The 19,119-nt window shown below is 46.1% G+C and carries 11 protein-coding genes; 3 read left to right on the top strand and 8 right to left on the bottom strand.

Translation table 11 applies throughout. The annotated features are described in order from the left end of the window. Positions 1–25: 25 nt before the first annotated feature. From AB6805_RS03740 to AB6805_RS03725, 4 genes are all read right to left on the bottom strand, one after another. Positions 26–1,810: a RagB/SusD family nutrient uptake outer membrane protein gene (locus AB6805_RS03740; RefSeq protein ID WP_370908112.1), complete on the bottom strand. Its 1,785-nt coding sequence runs from the start codon at positions 1,808–1,810 to the stop codon at positions 26–28. 25 nt (positions 1,811–1,835) lie between these two features. Continuing rightward, the gene (locus AB6805_RS03735) at positions 1,836–5,246 is read right to left on the bottom strand and encodes a SusC/RagA family TonB-linked outer membrane protein (RefSeq protein ID WP_370908111.1); all 3,411 of its coding nucleotides are present in this window, start codon (positions 5,244–5,246) and stop codon (positions 1,836–1,838) included. A 95-nt stretch (positions 5,247–5,341) separates the two neighbouring features. Further along, positions 5,342–6,316 carry a FecR family protein gene (locus AB6805_RS03730; protein WP_370908110.1) on the bottom strand — a complete coding sequence of 325 codons (975 nt, stop codon included), beginning with the start codon at positions 6,314–6,316 and terminating at the stop codon, positions 5,342–5,344. A 100-nt stretch (positions 6,317–6,416) separates the two neighbouring features. Further along, positions 6,417–6,977, bottom strand: a complete 561-nt coding sequence (locus AB6805_RS03725; RefSeq protein ID WP_370908109.1) for an RNA polymerase sigma-70 factor — start codon at positions 6,975–6,977, stop codon at positions 6,417–6,419. Between the two features lie 232 nt (positions 6,978–7,209). Between AB6805_RS03725 and AB6805_RS03720 the strand changes: the two genes are divergently transcribed. The 3 genes from AB6805_RS03720 (at position 7,210) to AB6805_RS03710 (ending at position 12,523) form a co-directional block, all read left to right on the top strand. Further along, positions 7,210–8,229 carry a zinc-binding alcohol dehydrogenase family protein gene (locus AB6805_RS03720; protein ID WP_370908108.1) on the top strand — a complete coding sequence of 340 codons (1,020 nt, stop codon included), beginning with the start codon at positions 7,210–7,212 and terminating at the stop codon, positions 8,227–8,229. Positions 8,230–8,259: 30 nt separating this feature from the next. Continuing rightward, positions 8,260–11,052: a family 78 glycoside hydrolase catalytic domain gene (locus AB6805_RS03715; protein WP_370908107.1), complete on the top strand. Its 2,793-nt coding sequence runs from the start codon at positions 8,260–8,262 to the stop codon at positions 11,050–11,052. A gap of 85 nt (positions 11,053–11,137) precedes the next feature. Beyond that, on the top strand, positions 11,138–12,523 hold the full coding sequence (locus tag AB6805_RS03710; RefSeq protein ID WP_370908106.1) for a hypothetical protein: 1,386 nt from the start codon (positions 11,138–11,140) through the stop codon (positions 12,521–12,523). A gap of 45 nt (positions 12,524–12,568) precedes the next feature. Here AB6805_RS03710 and AB6805_RS03705 read toward each other — a convergent pair whose 3' ends face one another. The 4 genes from AB6805_RS03705 to AB6805_RS03690 form a co-directional block, all read right to left on the bottom strand. Next, entirely contained in the window at positions 12,569–13,387 is an 819-nt protein-coding gene (locus AB6805_RS03705) for an SDR family oxidoreductase (protein ID WP_370908105.1), read from the bottom strand. 159 nt (positions 13,388–13,546) lie between these two features. After that, positions 13,547–14,554, bottom strand: a complete 1,008-nt coding sequence (locus tag AB6805_RS03700) for a hypothetical protein (protein WP_370908104.1) — start codon at positions 14,552–14,554, stop codon at positions 13,547–13,549. 336 nt (positions 14,555–14,890) lie between these two features. Next, positions 14,891–17,569, bottom strand: coding sequence for a sugar-binding domain-containing protein (locus AB6805_RS03695; RefSeq protein WP_370908103.1), 2,679 nt, complete (start codon positions 17,567–17,569; stop codon positions 14,891–14,893). An 81-nt stretch (positions 17,570–17,650) separates the two neighbouring features. Continuing rightward, entirely contained in the window at positions 17,651–19,096 is a 1,446-nt protein-coding gene (locus tag AB6805_RS03690; protein ID WP_370908102.1) for a RagB/SusD family nutrient uptake outer membrane protein, read from the bottom strand. Positions 19,097–19,119: the final 23 nt, after the last annotated feature.

Genomic DNA, 19,119 nt, shown 5'->3' with positions numbered 1-19,119 from the left:
GCAACTTTTTTTTAATAGATATCTCTTAATATCCTGGGTTCTGCACAATCTTCGGGTTACGGTCTATCACATCCTGCGGTACCGGGTTCAGGTACATTTTGGAGGTAAACACGTGCGGGTGGTTCAACGGCACAATTTCGTATTTCCATACGCCTGAGTTGTTATTGGGTACTGTATTCGTAATCTTCATGGCATGTTTATCCACATTCATCACCGTGCTCACGGTTTTCCAGCGGATGATGTCATAAAAGCGTTTGTTTTCAAAACAGAGTTCCACCCGTCTTTCATGATAAATAGCAGCCCGCATGTCTGCCTGTGATAATCCCGGCGCCAGGTTGGGCAAACCAGCTCTTTTGCGGATCTGGTTAATGGCATTGTATACGGTGGCATCAGGTCCTGCGGATTCATTTTGCGCTTCGGCATATCCCAGTAGTACTTCGGCATAGCGGTAATAAATAAAGTTGGCGCCGCTTACTGCGCCACCGCCGGGCCGCACCAGTGGGTTGAGCCGCTTTTTAAAATAATAACCGGTGTTACTTACGTCATCAGTACCAAAATCAATCTGGTTTTTGGAAGGACGTACTTTATCAATGCGGGTGTATATGGTGTCGCCTTTATCCATCCAGTTCATTTTATAGGGCGCGCCGTCATAAACGATCCAGTCGTAAAAACGCTTCTCGCGACCTATGTAAGGATGTTGCGGATCATAGCCGGAAGTGGGATCGGTAATGGGTTTGCCATTGGCCATATTGAACTGGTCTACCAGTTCCTGGGTAGGGTTGTAGTTGCCCCAGGTATAGTAAGCGCCATTGATCCACACCGGACCGCCATATTGTTCAAAGGAAGATCCCATGGTGTTGGCCACTACCTGGCGGTCCCACACTACTTCTGAATGGTATTCATTGGCTTCGTACCAAATGGCGGAAGGATCGGGAAACAGTTCGTATGATTTGCCATTGCCATAAAGGTCGATGAACTGTTTGAAAGTAGCGGCGGCCTTGCCCCAGCGCTGCGCATCAAAGTTATTGTAACCTGCTACTTTGTGCGGGTCGTTGCCTGCGGCGGGTTGAGCGGCGTTGAAAGCAGGACTGGCGGCATATAATTCCACCCATCCTTTTAAGGCCAGCGCGGCGCCCAGCGTAGCACGACCGGCGTCCGCATCGCCCTTGTTATATTTAGCCGGCAGGTAACCATCTTTGGCAATGGAATCCAGTTGAGTGGTGATGAAGTCCGTTGTTTCTGCAAAAGTACTCCTGGGCGTGTAAATAGCGGCGCTATCCATGGTGCGCCTGTCGGCGGGCACGGTGATAATAGGCAGTCCGCCGATGTGCATCCACAATTCGCTGTAAAAAAAAGCGCGGATAAACCGGGCTTCATCGAGCCGTTTGTTCAGCCACTCGGGCGAGAAGTTAGCAGCGTTATTACGCACCTCTGTAATGAAGGTGTTGCATTTGCGGATATTGGTGAAGATGGTTGTCCAGTTGGTGATATCGCCGGAACCGGTGATGCCTCCCCAAATAGTATAGTCGTTGGAGGAAGGTTCCACAATGCCCTGTTTCCAGTTATAGGAAGTGTAATAAAAACCGGCGTCGTTGTCGTCGGTGAAATTATCCAGGTTTTCCGGCTGGTTCCAGTAGTTCGGTAATGCGCTGTAAATATCGTTCAGGAAAAGATCGGCATTCCCTTCTGTACTCCATTGGGTTTCATCGGTGAGCTTCGACTTGTCGGTATTTTCCAGGAATTCTTTTTTGCACGACAGGATACTGAGCAGCAGTATAGCGGCGGGCAACAGATGTATGAAGCGGATCATAATATTTTTATTTAACAGGATGAATCTAAAAGGTGACATTGAGTCCAAACACAAATACCTTCTGGTTAGGATACGCTGTTTCCAGGTCGGTGTAGCCTACTTCCGGATCCATGAATTTCATTTTGCTGAAGGTGAGCAGGTTCTGACCGGAGAAATAGCAACGGACACTCTGCATCTTCATAGCTTTTGAAATATTTGGAGGAAGGGTGTATCCCAGCACGGCAGTTTTTAAGCGGAGATAACCCGTTTTCATCATCCAGAAATCGGAGTTCTGTGTATTATTAGCGTAGGGCGACTGGTTCGCACGCGGATACTTGGCATTGGGCGTGGCTGGTGTCCAGTGGTCGTTGTAGTATTCATAAGCTGAATTACTGTTGTTGTTGTTAAACGGCACCGTCTGGAAACCACGGATGTTCAGGCTGGCCAGCGCAGATCCCTGGAAAAACAGGCTGAGGTCAAATCCTTTCCAGGAGGCGCTGGGCGTGAAACCGTAGGTGATGAAAGGATACACGGGGTTGCCGATCACTGTTTCATCATAGGAATCTATTTTACCATCGGGTTTACCACCAGGGCCGCCTATATCTGCATAGCGGATATCGCCGGGATGCAGCACGCCAAACTGGGTAACGTTGTATCCATCATCACTGTTGATGATACCATCGCTGTTTTTATCATCTCCCTGGGAAAACAATCCCAGCGCATGATAGCCGAACTGCGTGCCGGTGGGCCGGCCTGTTCTGCTGCGATTGGGATTATCATGTGTGGCAGCAGTTTCAAACACCTGGATCATTTTATTCTTCGCATAACTGAAATTGCCGTTCAGGTTTACTTGCAGGCCATTGTTGAAACGGTGGCTGGTACCCGCGGAAATATCGATACCACGGTTTTCCATAATACCCTGGTTTTCGTCGGAGAGGCCCAGGCCGTATTCTACCGGCACCGTTACAGCCGGCGGCAGCAGCATACCCGTTCTTCTTTCATGAAAATAATCTACTTCCAGTGTGAGTAAACCTTTCCATAAAGTAGCATCTATACCGATATCTGTTTTAGTAGATATTTCCCAGGTGATATTGGGATTGGCTTCCCTGCTGATGTTGGAACCCTGTACCATATTGCCGTTGCCATAAGCATAGGCGTTACCGTATAAATTATAACCGTTCAGGTACTGGAACGCAGATCCGGCCAGGTTACCCGATTTTCCCCAGGAGCCCCTGAGTTTAAGATAGTTCAGCACAGAGGGACGATCCTTCATAAATTTTTCTTCGGAGATAATCCATCCTGCGGAGAAAGCAGGGAAATAACCCCATCGTTTACCAGGCGCAAAATAATAGTGACCATCGTACCGGCCGGCTGCTTCAAAAAGATATTTTTGATCGTAGATGTAACCTACGCGGTATACAAAACCAAGTTGACTACCGGTAATAGTAGAGCCATTGTTATCAAAATCATTTTTGTTGGAGCTGCCCATTCCCAGCTCGTCGATGTTTACCGCAAAATTATTCCGCCGCGCAGAAAAGCCGGTAGAATCATTCTTACGGGCTTCGGCTACCAGCAGTCCTGTGAAGTCGTGTTTGCCAAAGCTGTTATGATAGTTCAGGAATCCCTGGTAGGTATAGAACTGGTTCTTTGAATACTCCTGGTTCAGCCAGGTGTAGGGTGCAGCACTACCTTCCGAAGTGGATATCTGTTTCGTATAGGAGTAGGGGTTAGTGGAGGTGTTCTGTGAGTAAAAGTAAAACGGCGTATGCCATCCTTTCACGGTGAAGTCGTTAGGATCATAGCTGAAAGTACCTTTAATACTAAGCCCCTTAATGAAAGGCAGTTGCTGTTCCACCGCGAGGGTAGTCAGCAGCGAAGTGGCATTACGATGGGAATAACCTGCTTTCAGGATACCTACCGGCGTATTGCCTGCAAACTCGCCCCACAGGCCATTACTGTAATACATGTTGGTGATGGGAATCAGTTTGTATGCACTACGGAACAGTTGCCCCGGCGTAGTGGCCGCATCCACGCTGTTGGTGTTTTCAATGGCGCCAATGAGCGACAGCGATACGGTGGTGGTGGACGTGGCGCTCACTTCCATGTTTACGTTATAGTCGTAACGCTTGTAGTTGATCGGGTCAAACATACCATCCTGTTTAAGGAAACCAATACCTGCATAGTACCGCACCACTTTGGTGCCGCCACTGAGTTGCAGGTTGTAGTTTTGAATCGGCGCGCGCATGCGCACCAGGTCTTTGGTATTGCTGATGGGATATTTGTCGGGATCTTTGGCGTTCAGGTCTGCATACGTGTTGATGAGTTCTTCGGAGAAAGGTTGCTGTGCGCCACCCGGATTTTCATTCATATAGGCTTCATTACGCAGGCGCATATAGTCCTGTGCATTCAGCATCTTAGGATAATAAGTGGGCGTTTGCCAACCGTAATACGCGTTGAGCGATAACGACGGCATACCTGTTTGTCCGCGTTTGGTGGTGATGAGAATTACGCCATTAGCGCCACCCAATCCGTAAGGCGCTACTGCGGCGGCATCTTTCAATACCGTCACGGAGGCGATGGAGCTCGGCGCAATTTCGTTGATATTGTTGCGGATGATACCATCCACTACTATCAGTGGTGAATTGTTACCGGTGGTGGCAATACCCCTGATGTGAATATCAGGATTATCCCTGCCGGGCTGACCGCCATTGGGTCGCATGCTGATACCGGAAACATTTCCTGCCAGCGAATTGGAGATATTGGTCACCGGCGATTTTGCCAGCTCCTTACCCTGTACTGCTGCCACGGAGGCGGTGGAGGAAGTTTTCTTCTGCGTGCCGTAACCTACCACCACTACTTCATTTAATCCGCTGGCGCTTTCTTTCAGGATGATGTTGATCGGATCAGCGGTGCTTACCACTTCGGTTTGTTCATACCCTACGTAGCTGAATACCAGCGTAACGCCAGCAGCGGCCTGCAGTTCAAAGCGACCGTGTTCATTGGTCATGGTACCGATATTGGTGCCTTTTACTTTTACGGAAACACCAATCAGCGGATCGCCGTGTTCATTTTTTACAATGCCGCTTAATTTGGCGGCGATGATGTTTCCGGATGCAATTACAATAGCGTTGTCGTTTAGTACAGTGTAACGAAGGGTAGTACCGGAAAGGGTTTCAGTGAGCAGTTGCTCTACGGTAGCATTTTCTGCGTGAATGGATACCGGCGGTTTCTCCGGTAAAATATCGTCGTTGTAGATCAGCCGGTAGCGGCTTTTTTGTTGAATAGCTTTCAGCACTGTTTTAATGCTGACTTTATCCAGGGAGATACTGATCTTTTCCTGGGTGGCGGAGGTGGCGTATACCGGCGTGGTACCGGTTAGCAGCAAGGCCAGGATAAGTATACCAGGCAGCCTGCCATGCAGACTTTTAATAAAAGTCCATAGGAACATTATCTTCATAACATGGAATGTAAGAGGGTGAACGAAAGTTAAAAGAACGGGTTTGTAATGTTTTTATGTCATAGCATTTATTTTTGAAGATGATAAATACGGTATCAATTACTGATGCGGACGTCCTTCCCGTTGATCCGGAAATTAAAGGGCCGCGATAGCTGCAGCATTTTCAACGTCTCGTCTATTGATTCTGTATCGATGATGCCGGAAAACCGGAGTTGTTGCAGTTGGGCAGATTCAAAGTGTAAAGTAACCCCGTACCACTGGTGCATTTTCACCGCCAGTTCGCCAAAGGTTTCGTTGTCAAATACCAGCTTATTATTCAGCCAGGATATTTCGCGGAGCTGTCCGCTGCTGTCTTTTTCCAGGTGTTTTTGCTGCAAGACAGGCGCCAGCCGGGTGGCCGGAACCATTAGTTTTTCTTCGGGTTGCATCACCACGGTTTTTCCTCCAAACGATACCGCAATTTTTCCACGAACCAGCGTAGTGGACACGGCGCTGTCGCCCGTATAGGCTTTCACGTTAAACGCCGTGCCGAGTACGCGGATGTTTACTTTCCCCGCATGAATAATAAAAGGAACGCCTTCGCTTTTGGCAATATCGAAAAATGCTTCACCGGTAAGCGTAATCTCCCGCTGTTGCTGGCCAAAGCTGTTTTTTTCATAACAGAGTTGCGTGTTGCTGTTAAGCCATACGATGGAGCCATCGGGAAGTATTACCTTCGATTTCCCACCGGGAGCGGAGCTGAGTTGTTGCACTGCAGGAGCCGTGGTGCGCGTAAAATGCCACAGCGTCCAGGCTGCCGCCAGCACCGCTGCTGCCGCCGCCATCGCTACCAGTTTGCGTATATTGTTGCGTTGGAGTTCCGGGTTCACGGTTTCCCATATACGTTCTTTACTGTGCTGCATATCAGTCACTTCCTGCATAGGCGACTGCCAGATGGTGGCAGCAAGTTCCTGCGAAGCGGCAGCCTCCGGATCATCTTTCAGCAATGTTTCCAGTTCAGACAGTTCTTCGCGTGAAATATCGCCGCTGAACTGTTTACCGAGTAATATCCATATACGGTCGTTGCTCATAGTACTATTGAAAATGGTTGACGAAGGGCACTTCGGGGTATAAGACAACCGGAAGAAGATAATACCCCCAAGAGGGCGGGAATTTTTTTTTTGAGAAAGATTACTGGTCTCCCGGAAGCGGCGTAGTGAGGAAGGACTTTATTTTAGTGAGTTTTTTCAGCGCGATGCCTACCTGGTTTTCTACCGTTTTTATGGAGATGTTAAGCAGCATGGCTACTTCCCTGTATTTGAGCTCATCTTCTTTCACTAGTTTAAAGATAAGGCGGCACTGTGGGGGAAGCTCGCTGATGGCCGTATTAATATGCCGCATCATTTCATTGCTGATCAGTTGCGCTTCGGGATTTATTTCATATTCCAGTAGATAGGCTTCATCAAGATGCAGCGTTTTTTTATGGGCATATTTACGGAGATAGTTAAGCGCAATGTTACGGGTGGCTGCATAGAGATACCACTTCAGGTTGCTCACCTGGTGAAGGCTTTTCCTTTTTTTCCATACGGCAATAAACACATCTGCAACTATTTCTTCCGCCATTTCCCTGGAATGAACAATAGCCAGGGCTAATTGGAGTAATGGCGCGCAAAAGTCATCGTACAATTCTTTAAATGCCTGTGTATCACCGGTGTATATTTTGTTTTGCAATTCGGGGATATCTTCGCGCATGATAGTAAAAATACCCAAATTATGTAAAAATGCAAGTGTATAATATTAAGTGTCCAAATGACATATAGCTTGCCGTTGAAGGGTTTTTCACCGGGAATAATCAATATGTATAACAGACAGGATAATATACTATAAGAAATATCTTCTTTAATCCTGTTTCTTTGAATATCATGCTGTTATCCACAGCTGAAAATAAAACATCCGGGTACGGATTTTTTTTTCTAAATTAATTATGGTGAAAACACTCATTTGTACTACTCCCGGCAATTTTGAATATGGTTTGCAGGCAATGCCCCCGGTGCAGGCTGGGCATGCTATTATCCGCATCCGCAAAATAGGGATCTGCGGCACCGATCTGCACGCTTTTGAAGGTACCCAGCCTTATTTTAATTATCCCCGCATCCTCGGGCATGAGCTGGCTGGTGAAATTGTAGACCTGGACGGCATAACATCTACCGGCTTCCACATAGGGGAGCTGGTAACGGTTATTCCATATGAAAACTGCGGCGTTTGTATTGCCTGCCGCAACGGCAAACCCAATTGCTGCGAAAATATCGCGGTATTAGGGGTGCATAAAGACGGCGGCATGGCAGAGTACCTGTCGGTGCCGGAACGCCTGCTGGTGCATGGCAATGGTCTCACTGCCGAACAGCTGGCACTGGTGGAACCGCTGTCGGTAAGCGCACATGGCATCCGCCGCGCAGCCGTCCAACCCGGTGAGTTCGTACTGGTAATAGGTGCGGGTCCCATCGGCCTGGCCGCCATGGAATTTGCCCGCATTGCCGGCGCACAGGTAATTGCCACCGATATCCAGGATAAACGGCTGCAGTTTGCCCAGCAAGCGCTGGGCATTCCTTTTACCATTAATGCCGCTACAGACGTAGCCACGCAACTGCGTAACATTACCGGCGGCGATATGCCGGTAGTGGTAATAGACGCCACCGGTAACCAGAAAGCCATTAACAATGGCATTTATTACCTGGCACATGGCGGCCGGTATGTACTCATCGGGTTGCAGAAAGACCTGCTCCAGTTTTCCCATCCGGAATTTCATAAAAGGGAAACCACCCTGATGAGCAGCCGCAACGCTACCCGCGAAGATTTTGAACAGGTGATCCGCTGTATCAAAGAAGGACAGGTGCATCCGGATAAATACATTACACACCGGGTGAAATTCGGCGACGTAAAAACCGCCTTCCCCACCTGGCTGGATCCCCGTAACGGAGTGATAAAGGCGATCATTGATATCTGATCCCTTAACCGATATCAAAAACAGTTGACGATGATGAAATCATGGCTCTTGTTGCTGCTCCTGGGTACTACCCATACCATTGTTGCGCAATCTGTTTCATTGCAACACCTGCTATGTGAATACCAGGACAATCCCATGGGCATAGATGCCCTGCACCCCGCGCTCAGCTGGCAACTGCAAAGTAAAGGCACCAACATCCGGCAAACCGCCTACCGCGTATTGGTAGCGGATAATCCCGCCGCACTGGATCAAAACCGCGGACGCATCTGGGATTCTAAAAAGGTACCGTCGGACCAGTCGGTGCAGGTACTGTACAACGGCAAATCACTGCTGCCCGCTACCACCTACTACTGGAAAGTAATGGTATGGGATCAGCACGGAAAGCCTTCGGCATGGAGTGACATTGCACAGTGGCATACGGGCCTGTTTTCTCCGCACGACTGGCAGCAGGCGCAATGGATTGGTTATGAGAAAATGCCGGATACGGCTCGCATCGTCCCCGCCATTACCAACGACAACGACCCCAAATACCGGCACCGGAAAGACGTATTGCCGCTGCTGAGAAAAGAATTCAATATCGCCAAACCACTGCAAAAGGCCATTGTTTATATCAGCGGACTGGGTCAGTTTGATCTTCATCTCAACGGAAAAAAAACAGGCGATCATTTCCTCGATCCCGGCTGGACAAAATATGATCAGCATGCCCTCTATGTTACCTTTGATGTTACGGAACAATTGCACACCGGTACCAATGCACTCGGTGTAATGCTGGGCAACGGTTTTTTTTATGTGCCCGGCGAAAGATACCGTAAACTCACCGGCGCCTTCGGTTACCCCCAACTCATTTGCCGGTTGCATCTGCAATACAATGATGGCACCGCGGAAAATATTATCAGCGACACCACCTGGAAAGCCGCCCCGGGCCCAGTAACTTTTTCCAGCATCTACGGCGGGGAAGATTACAATGCCACCCTGGAACAACCAGGATGGGACACCCCCTCCTTTGACGATGCTTCCTGGCGGCCCGCCGTAACGGTAACCGGTCCGCCGCAGCTGGAAGCGCAAACCGCCGCTCCCCTGAAAATATTCGACCGCTTTACGCCGCTTAAAATAACACAAACCGGTACTAACACCTGGGTATACGATATGGGGCAAAATGCGTCTGCTATTCCTGCCATCTCCCTGAAAGGGAAAAAAGGAATGGTAGTACGTATCACGCCGGCGGAACTGATCACCGAAAAGGGCCTGGCAGATCAATCTGCCGTAGGCAGCCCGGTATTTTTTAATTATACTTTAAAGGGAACAGGTACAGAATCCTGGCAGCCGCAGTTTATGTACTATGGCTTCCGGTATATCCAAATCGATGGCGCCGTGCCTGCCGGCAAAAGCAATCCTGCCGGGTTACCGGAAATACAAACACTGTATAGCCTGCATACCCGCAATGCAGCGCCCACCATCGGGCAATTCAGCTGCTCCAATGAATTGTTTAATAAAACCTTTAAGCTGATCGACTGGGCCATCCGCAGCAACACGGCAAGCGTGTTTACCGATTGCCCGCACCGCGAAAAACTGGGATGGCTGGAAGAAGCGCACCTGGTAGGCAGTTCTATCCGTTACAATTACGATATTGCCGCACTTTGCCGGAAAGTAGTACGGGATATGATCCATGCACAAACTGCAGATGGCCTGATCCCCGACATCGCACCGGAGTATGTGCAATTCGATGACGGCTTCCGCGACTCGCCGGAATGGGGCAGCAACGGCATCATCCTGCCCTGGTATATGTATCAATGGTACGGCGATAAATCGGTGCTGGAAGAAAGTTACCCGATGATGACCCGCTACGTAAACTATCTCTCGCAAAAATCAAATCATCATATTCTGTCACACGGCCTGGGCGACTGGTACGACATTGGCCCCAAATTCCCCGGCGAATCACAACTCACGCCAAAGGGTATAACGGCTACGGCTATATACTATTATGATCTCAGCATTCTGTCGAAAGTGGCTACCGTACTAGGAAAAACGGCAGACGCACAAAAGTACGAAGCGCAAAGCGAAGCCGTAAAGCAGGCCTATAACCGCGCCTTCTTCAACGACAGCACCAAACAATATGCTACGGGCAGTCAAACCGCCAACGCCATGTCGGTATTCATGCAGCTGACAGATCCCCGTTATAAAGCCGGCGTAGTGGAAAACATCGTGGCAGATATCCGTCAGCATAACAACAGTATCACTGCCGGCGATATCGGTTACCGCTACCTGCTCCGCGTGCTCGACGACGAAGGCCGCTCAGATGTAATCTTTGATATGAACAGTCGCAGCGATGTTCCCGGCTATGGGCTGCAACTCGCCAAAGGCGCCACTGCGCTTACCGAATCGTGGCAAGCCTACCGTGATGCTTCCAACAATCATTTTATGCTCGGCCACCTGATGGAATGGTTTTACAGCGGCCTTGCCGGCATCCGCCCGGCGCCCGGCAGCGTTGCCTTCCACGATATCGTGATCCGCCCGGAACCGGTGGGTGATGTTACCTTCGCCAAAGCCAGCTACCTTTCTCCCTATGGGGAAATTGTGAGCGACTGGAAGAAGGAAGATAACACGTTTACACTCCGGGTGCGGATACCTGCCAATTGCCGCGCTACTATTTATGCGCCCGCAGAATCCACTTCAGATGTTACCGTAAATGGAGTGGCTGTGGCGATAGAGAAGAGGTATAAAGAAGGGCGGTATATCATGGAAACCGGTTCCGGTGAGTATTTGCTGCATGTGGTGAACCGGCGGCCGGTGACGTCGTCGGCGGGGAGTTATGCGGGGAGGTGATCTATGTAATGGTACCTTCTGCCTGATGGGAGTGTATTATTATTTGCACGTGTGGCGCGCGGCAAGGATACTAACCCCAATCGTTATGAAAGAAGCATCACTCCAGGTAATCCTAAAAAATTTACCGGCATTTCTGCAGCGGCTGAATAAAAAGCATAAGGCTCCCCGGCCAGCAGGCATGCTGGAAAAAACGGACATTGCCTACCTTGAAGCCGTGCAGGGAAACCAGCGGCAACAGCAGGAACAAATTTCCTTCTACTTAATACTGGCATACAGCCATTATGCGCTGGGCGAACCACGGATGGCTGTTCACTATTTTGAGCGGGCTTTTACCTTATCTGATGACTATTTTCCCCAGGGCGATATACTGGCAAAAGTTTACCTGGATGCATTGCACGCCGTGGCAGCGCAAACGGGCAATCTTTCTTTGTTGAATAATGGTTTGGAGTGGGCGGAGAAATTTGAGTTCTCTGCGTTTAATGTACAGAAGGAGCTGGCGGCAATTTACTACCTGGCAAAAGACTATCACACTGCTGCCGTTCTCTGGAGCCAGCACCTGCAAAATGTACCCGACTGTGTAACTACCTGTCACCACCTGGTCAAAGTATTATCGGACCAGCGTCGCTATGAAGCGGCGATAGCGGTGTTTAAACATGCGCCGGCATCTGTGCAGCAGGTATCTTTCTTACAACTCCTGGTAGGGCATTGTTATAAAGAAACCGGGGAATATGCGGAGGCGGAAAAGCTGTATAAAGCCGCCATGTCGGCTCCCGGCAGCGACCAATGCCAGCCTATGTGCGCACTGGCGGAGTTGTATGCGGAAAGTCTTACGGATTACCAGCTGGCGCATACCTGGTACCAGCAGGCGGTAGATCAGAAGGGGAGTAGCTACGATTTGCTGCAGGCAAAAATTTCTTACCTGCGTTTCCTGGTAGATCAGGGAGAAACGTCCATTGCGGTTTCCCTGTTGTTGTTTATGGAGCAACAGCTCAATTACAATTATCTCCGCCTGCCGGCCCGTGATTTGAACCGGGTAGCCTGGTGCCTGTATTTACTGAATACCCGGATGGATCTGGCTGCGAAGTTCGCCCGCCGGGCTGTTGACCTGGATCCGCATGTGATGGATCATGTACACAGCCTGGTAGCTATATTAATCCGTTTAAGAGAGTGGGAAAAAGTAACGCCGCATGTGCGTCACTGGCTGAAGTTCTCCGATGATGAAACCGTGAAAGCCTCCTGGAATGATTACAGCCTGGTGTTCCAGGATACCATTATGCAGGATCAACAGGCCACTATGGAAGCGCTGTTATATGATAAAACATCTCATTGCTGGCGTGCTATCCGGTGCGCATTGTATAAAACGTCGGAGTATGGGGAAACGGTGGCTATTCCCGATGATATTTATCCTGTTGCAGATCAGTTATACAAACAATTTATTTTCAGGGATATGCCGCGCATATTCCCGGAGTAGGGAGGGGGAAAAGCCCGGTAAAGTTGTTTTACCGGGCCATTTTTTTTAAGACAGGAACAAATCCCGCTGCAGCTTGCCGCCCGGCACTACTGCATATTTATCGAAGTTGGTGATCCCCATCGCTTTCAGCACATCTTCATCAATCAATGTATTTCCTGTGTATGACGAGGGCTGTTGCAATATATATTCCACCGCGTCGGCAATAATTTCCGGGGTACGGCTTTTGTTAATCAGCGAATCGCCTCCCAGCAGGTTTTTTACTGCCGCCGTAGCAATGGTGGTGGCAGGCCATAATGCGTTGGAGGCAATGTTGTATTTCTCCAGTTCATTGGCCCAGCCCATGGCCAGCATGCTCATATTGTATTTGCTGATGGTATAGGCTACGTGTGGTCCAAACCATCTTGGGTCCAGGTTCACTGGTGGCGACAGCGTAAGGATATGCGGATTATTTCCTTTTTTCAGGTAGGGGAGGCAGTGTTGTGTTACGAGGAAGGTGCCGCGTACGTTGATATTGTACATGAGGTCGAAACGTTTGGCGGGTGTTTCTTCTGTATTGGTGAGCTGGATGGCGGATGCGTTGTTGATCACTACATCAATTCCACCGAATTTTTCGACGCCCTGTTGCACGGCGGCGGCTATCTGTGTTTCTTCCCGGATATCTACCTGCACGGCGAGTGCTTTACCACCAGCGGCTTCTACTTCAGCAGCGGCGGAGTAGATGGTTCCTCCCAGTCTTGGATCTTCTTCCACGCTTTTGGCGGCAATGATAATATTAGCTCCCCGGCTGGCCAGTCGCAGCGCAATGGCTTTGCCTATGCCGCGGCTTGCGCCGGTAATAAAGATGGTACGTTGCTGAAATGACATAACCCTTGCTTTTAGCGGTGAGAAAGAAAAAGGAATTTAAGGAATCTTTCTCTGACGGCAAAAAGCAAGGGTTATTTTGAGGGACAAGTGATTGCCGGATCAGGATTGATCCGGCATACTAATAACCTAAAAAACCAAAAATGGGGATATTCAATCTCTTCATTGACTACTTCGAATGATAGCGATGGAACAGTTAAAATAGGATTCAAACAGGGTAGTGAATTCGTCTGCATTGTTCATTGCTATAGAAGTACAAATTTTTTCAGGGGGATCGGGAGAAGTGATGACGGTGCTATATGCCTGGATCATCTGGCGTTGGAAGTGGAAGTGTTCCGGCGTCATAAAAAAGCTATTAACGAAGGCTTCTCTCAATTCCTGTGTGCCGAGGTCCAGCAGTACCGCCATTTTAGCCATGGAAAACTTTTCGTTGGTGACGTTCACCAGGTATTTAATGGATTCCTCTAATTTTTCAGATACATATAACGGGAACACCCGCATGGGCTCATCCTCCAGTTTATCCTGCGCCGCAAAATTGAAGTACAGCTCCAGGCAGCACCGGTGCATAAATATTTCGGCCTGTTTGCCTACAAACTTACAGTTGCAGATGGCATCAATCAGGTCTGTACACGCCAGGTTGATATGATACGGCTCTGCGTTGATGGGCGCACTGCCTTTTTTGGATGTTTTCTTAACTATTGCCGCCAGTTCGGGGTATTCCAGTGCCAGCTCCATCAGGTCTTCCGGTGTGATGTTAATATGGAAGCTGAACATATTGTCCCAGGGATTCATGGGCGCCTTATGGGCGCTGGGCTCCAGCTTGAATAAGGTCATTTCCCTTTTGGCCATCATATACGGCCCCTGGTCGGTGAGCTCTGCTACTATTTCGCCGCCAGCCATAAAATGCAGGGCCAGTAGCTCAATTTTTGTATAAGGAACCAGCATAATGGGATGTTCCTTATTGAATACTTCATGCGTACGGAGTGTGAACCGGCCAAACTTTATCGTCTGGCTGATGATATCCACATAGTCATCACTTCTGAAAGAGATTTTAGCAGCCGGCATGGCCAGGTGCTGATATTCCGGGGGTAAACTTTCAATAGAGATGAAATCCTGGTCATCTTCATCGATTCTTAAAGGTATACGCGGGAGATTACTGGGCGCTTTCATAACATTATTTTTTTTGTGAAAGTGGTGTAAAAATGTCTGTTATTGTTTTGCCTGCTGACCGGGCTCGACTGAAGTGTTTTTATAGGATAGCAACAAACTATTTCAATCTGGCCTATTCAGTTTTGTATCTTAATATTTTGCTTTCGTCTTTTTTTAAGGTTAATCATATATAGTACACATGCGAATTCCCTTACGTACTATGAATATGAAAAAATAATTTATTTGACATTTTGAGTGTGATTTTGAGAAAAAATGGGTCACTAATAGGAATATTAGCGACCGACACATGAGTGCGTAAGGGGTGTAAACCATCCACCCACTTACACCGCGTAGAGTTTAATTATTTTGTGGCCAGGTAGGGAGGCCGGCTTTCATTTTTTGAAGAGTTTCGGCGTAGACTTTTTCGTCGGGAGTTCCTTTCTTTAGCTTTAGTGCTTTTTCTTCCCATGGTATAGCTTCATTAGATCTATTTGTTTTATGAAGCAGATGAGCATATGTATCGAATGCCTCAGGTGATTGGTCCCATTTTTCAATTGCATATTTCATAACATCAATTGCAAAATCCAAAGTCTTTAGGTCGTTGCAATGTTCGAAAATGAGCCATGAAAAGTTATTAATATCATATTCTGGTCGTTCCAATGCTAACTTAAAATATAATGTGTAGTATTTTGCATAAATATTCCAATCTTTATGGCTTGACTCCACGCCGTAATATAACATTCGTTTGCCAAGTACTAATTCTTCACCAACTTTACCATATTTACTTGTCACTCGTTGCTCTATGGTCTCCCAATCAGGGTTTGTTTTATAAGGAGCTATTTCCTCTGCGTCGATTATTGATTTTACTTTACTTATTGCCGCAGTTTCCCAGAGGAACGAATCTACTTTCCTGGGTTGCTCTATGAAAAGTTGAAAACCTCTATCTTTACTGGTCTTTGTTATTCTTCTAATAAAAGTTAAGTTATCCTTGGAAAAAGGATTCGTCAAAATGCTGATATAATTGTTCCCTATTAGGGTAGTTGTTGATTGATCTTTTTTGCGTATGGATATTAGTATAAGTCTTCTTAGAAAAGCAGAATCTCTTCCCCCTTTTTTATAATCATCAATTAGTGACTCATAGCGACTATCATTGTCGTTTATATTTATATTCGTTGCAATAACGAAACTTGGATCTATTGCAAATCCTTTGGTTTGTTTTACCAGTTCTTGGTTGATGGCTCTCAATTCTGTAACAGGAATCTTAATTATCTCTCTGTCATAGGTAAGTAGGCCATTCTCCTCTCCCTCAACATCAAAAGGTTGGGTATAAATGGAAGCGCTTAGACCAGCGACCTCCAATTTCTTAAGCTCACTTGTCATATGGATATACTTAGTTTTTAGTTCTTCCGGAGTGACTTGTATATAGCCCCAGCCCTGCATATCGTCCCATTCATGACCAGGAACAGGTACACCCACACCACCAAATTCACCAATTACACGAGCCTTATTGGGCAAGGGAGGAGCATTTATTGGATCTGGATATGAATGCACATCCGTCATATCACTACCAATCCACGGATCATCAGCAGGTGCACGAAGTTGATTGTTTACATAAAGCAATTCGCCAGAATGTCCGTTGATTATCCTGCTTGGATCATATTTTTTTACCCATTCTGTTAGCCTTTTTTGATCATATGCCCCCCATCGCTCATTAAATAGAACCCATGTAATAATGCTGGGATGGTCATGTAATTGATCTATTGTTTCCTGTGTTTCTTTTTCAAAAATAGAATCATAGCCTTTGGGGTATCCATGAGGTGGATTTACAAAGTCTTGCCAAACTAGCATACCAATTTTATCTGCGTGGTAGTACCATCTCTCTGGTTCAACTTTTATATGTTTTCGTATGGTGTTAAAACCTAACGATTTTATGGTTTTAATATCAAATGCTAATGCCTCATCCGTTGGGGCGGTATATAATCCTTCAGGCCAGAATCCTTGGTCGAGAATCCCAAGGTTATACGTATACTTATTATTTAAAAAAATACGATCTGCACCTTTTTCATCCTTTTGAATGTTTATTTTTCTCATTCCGAAATAGCTCTCTACCTCATCAATTATTTTATTTTTCTTTATGAGTTTTACAGTAAGATCATACAGGAATGGATCGTCGGGAGACCATAATTTAGCCTTAGGTATTGTAAGTGTATAATTTCCCTGATTATTGGTTATTGGAAATTTTTGGATGCTTACTACTTTGTCATTTGCTGATGTAGTAATTTCAAGCCTTGTATTTTCTATTTTCCCTTTTGTTGTGATGCTTAGAGCTAAAGTACTTTTGTCTATATCTGGAGTAGTTTTTATATTTGCTATATACATAGCTGGAACAGTTTCCAACCATACCGTTTGCCAGATACCACTTGATGAAGTATAATATATATTCGTCGGATTAAGAACTTGTTTTCCATGAGGATTGGGCCCCTTGTCACTGGGATCGAATACTTTTACTAAAATTTCGTTGTTGTCTGGCTTTAGTAAATCGGTAATGTCAAACGAGAAACTTTGATAGCCTCCTGTATGCGTTCCGATTTGTTTTTTGTTTATAAAGATTGTTGCTTGCCAGTCTACGGCGCCAAAATTTAATATAATACGGTCATTACCTTTTATGGCCGGTTTTTGGATTATTTTCCTGTACCATAAACGCATCTCAGGAAATAGTTTTTTTTGTACACCTGAAAGGGCAGATTCGACAGGATAGGGTACCAATATTCTTCCTTCAAAATTGGCAGGCAAAGTTGTTGTTGAGTCTGTAATGGAGTATTCCCAAAGTCCATTTAAGTTCTGCCATTTTCGACGTTTAAGTAAAGGCCTAGGATATTCTTTCAATACATTATTCGGGTTCACTTCTTTTGCCCACCTAGTTTGCATGTGGATAGGAGACATTTGATAGCTAGTAGATATGGGTGTTTTATCCTGAGTATAGCAGGGTGAAGAGATTAAAATCAGGAGTCCGGCTATAAAATTTTTTTTTCTCATCAGTCAATAATTTATCCAGAAATTGTAAGTATGTGAATACAGTCTATTTTTAAATTTTAAGTGTACTACACGGGTGGCATATTAATATCCTGTATTTTGAGATAGATTTCCATTTGTAAGTATATCGTTTGATGGAATAGGGAACAATTCCCAGTTTAGATTCCATGATCCTCCTTTCAATGGAGTCACATTCCTCATTACGGTATCCACAATATGAATCCTCTTCATATCTAGCCACCTATGTCCCCATTCAGTAAATAGCTCTACCTGCCTCTCATGATAAATGCTGGAGAGTAATGCAGATTTTTGATTTAATTTTGATTCATCTAGCCAAGCTCTTATACGAATGATATTTAAGTCAGCACGTGAACCGGCGATCTTGTTTTGTTGTGCTCGTGCTTCTGCTCTTATAAGATATTGTTCTCCTAGACGGAATATTGTATTGTACTCTGTTAACGGAGCATTAAGAGCGCCAGATTTGTACTTGAATACAAAGTGATAGGGCATGCCAGTAATTAATACAGAATCAATCCATAACGTTTTTCTTCGGTCATTGGCTTCAAAGCTATTTAATAGTTGTGGGCTGAGATATACTGGCCTAGATGAAGATGGTCCACTACGTGGAAGTATATAAACTTTAGCATCCTCCGTGTTTGAAGCAAAATTGACTGGTTGTAATTGCCAAATTGCTTCGCGACTATTCATTAGGAATGTATTGTTCAAAGAGTCTAAATTGTATAATGTTGTATTGTTTATGATTTCAGTGGATTCTATTTCCGCATTTACCCAGTCGTTTGTATATAAATAACTTCTTGCTAATAGTGCGGTAGCGGCCCATTTATTTGGTCTAATACGTTCAATACTTTTTTTTAGTAGAGTACCATCGACATAATCATTAGAAAGCAAAATTTTGGCATCTTTAAGATCTGATATAATTTGCATCCATACTTGCGATATTGGGGCACGCGGTAAGGTACTATTTACAGCATAATTGGAAGTTGTCACTAATGGAATATCGCCGTATAGATTTACTAAATAAAAATTGCAAAATGCTCTTATGAATTTTGCTTCCCCTAATAGTTGCTGTCTAACCCCAGGTGTTAGCGAAAAGGAGTTATTTAGCCTCTCAATTGATAAATTTGCAATATATATTTCGTTATAGATATTGGCCCAAAAATCTATTCGTGAGGTAATGGTAGCCAGATTGTTTTGATAGTATGCTCTCAATCGTACATCTTTGGCACCAGCATATAGAGTTAGCTCATCTCCAGCTAGTCCTGTTATTAATCCAATTGCTGATAGATCATTTCCCGTTATGCTATTCATACTAATTCTAGAATAAATGCCTGTTAAAACGGCTGACGCTGTGAGATTATTAGTGTATACGTTATCTGCAGTTATGCTGGTGGTTGGCGCATCGACTTCGATCAATTTTTGACAACTCGTTTGAGTTATAATGATCATTATATGGGCTGAAAGGAGAAATAAAAATGTCGCTTTGTTAATGGGATTTAGCATTGAATACATCTTCTTGTATTTTATGGTGAGGA

Source organism: Chitinophaga sp. RCC_12, from assembly GCF_041360695.1.
Lineage (GTDB): Bacteria > Bacteroidota > Bacteroidia > Chitinophagales > Chitinophagaceae > Chitinophaga.
The sequence above is the reverse complement of the archived record's forward strand: the minus strand, read 5'-3'. Positions and strand labels throughout refer to the sequence as shown.

Bases quoted from the DNA above. Each gene is read 5' to 3' on its own strand.
- AB6805_RS03720 (WP_370908108.1), top strand. From the start codon at position 7,210: ATGGTGAAAACACTCATTTGTACTACTCCCGGCAATTTTGAATATGGT.
- AB6805_RS03715 (WP_370908107.1), top strand. From the start codon at position 8,260: ATGATGAAATCATGGCTCTTGTTGCTGCTCCTGGGTACTACCCATACC.
- AB6805_RS03735 (WP_370908111.1), bottom strand. From the start codon at position 5,246: ATGAAGATAATGTTCCTATGGACTTTTATTAAAAGTCTGCATGGCAGG.
- AB6805_RS03730 (WP_370908110.1), bottom strand. From the start codon at position 6,316: ATGAGCAACGACCGTATATGGATATTACTCGGTAAACAGTTCAGCGGC.
- AB6805_RS03705 (WP_370908105.1), bottom strand. From the start codon at position 13,387: ATGTCATTTCAGCAACGTACCATCTTTATTACCGGCGCAAGCCGCGGC.
- AB6805_RS03695 (WP_370908103.1), bottom strand. From the start codon at position 17,569: ATGAGAAAAAAAAATTTTATAGCCGGACTCCTGATTTTAATCTCTTCA.
- AB6805_RS03710 (WP_370908106.1), top strand. From the start codon at position 11,138: ATGAAAGAAGCATCACTCCAGGTAATCCTAAAAAATTTACCGGCATTT.
- AB6805_RS03725 (WP_370908109.1), bottom strand. From the start codon at position 6,977: ATGCGCGAAGATATCCCCGAATTGCAAAACAAAATATACACCGGTGAT.
- AB6805_RS03700 (WP_370908104.1), bottom strand. From the start codon at position 14,554: ATGAAAGCGCCCAGTAATCTCCCGCGTATACCTTTAAGAATCGATGAA.
- AB6805_RS03740 (WP_370908112.1), bottom strand. From the start codon at position 1,810: ATGATCCGCTTCATACATCTGTTGCCCGCCGCTATACTGCTGCTCAGT.
- AB6805_RS03690 (WP_370908102.1), bottom strand. From the start codon at position 19,096: ATGTATTCAATGCTAAATCCCATTAACAAAGCGACATTTTTATTTCTC.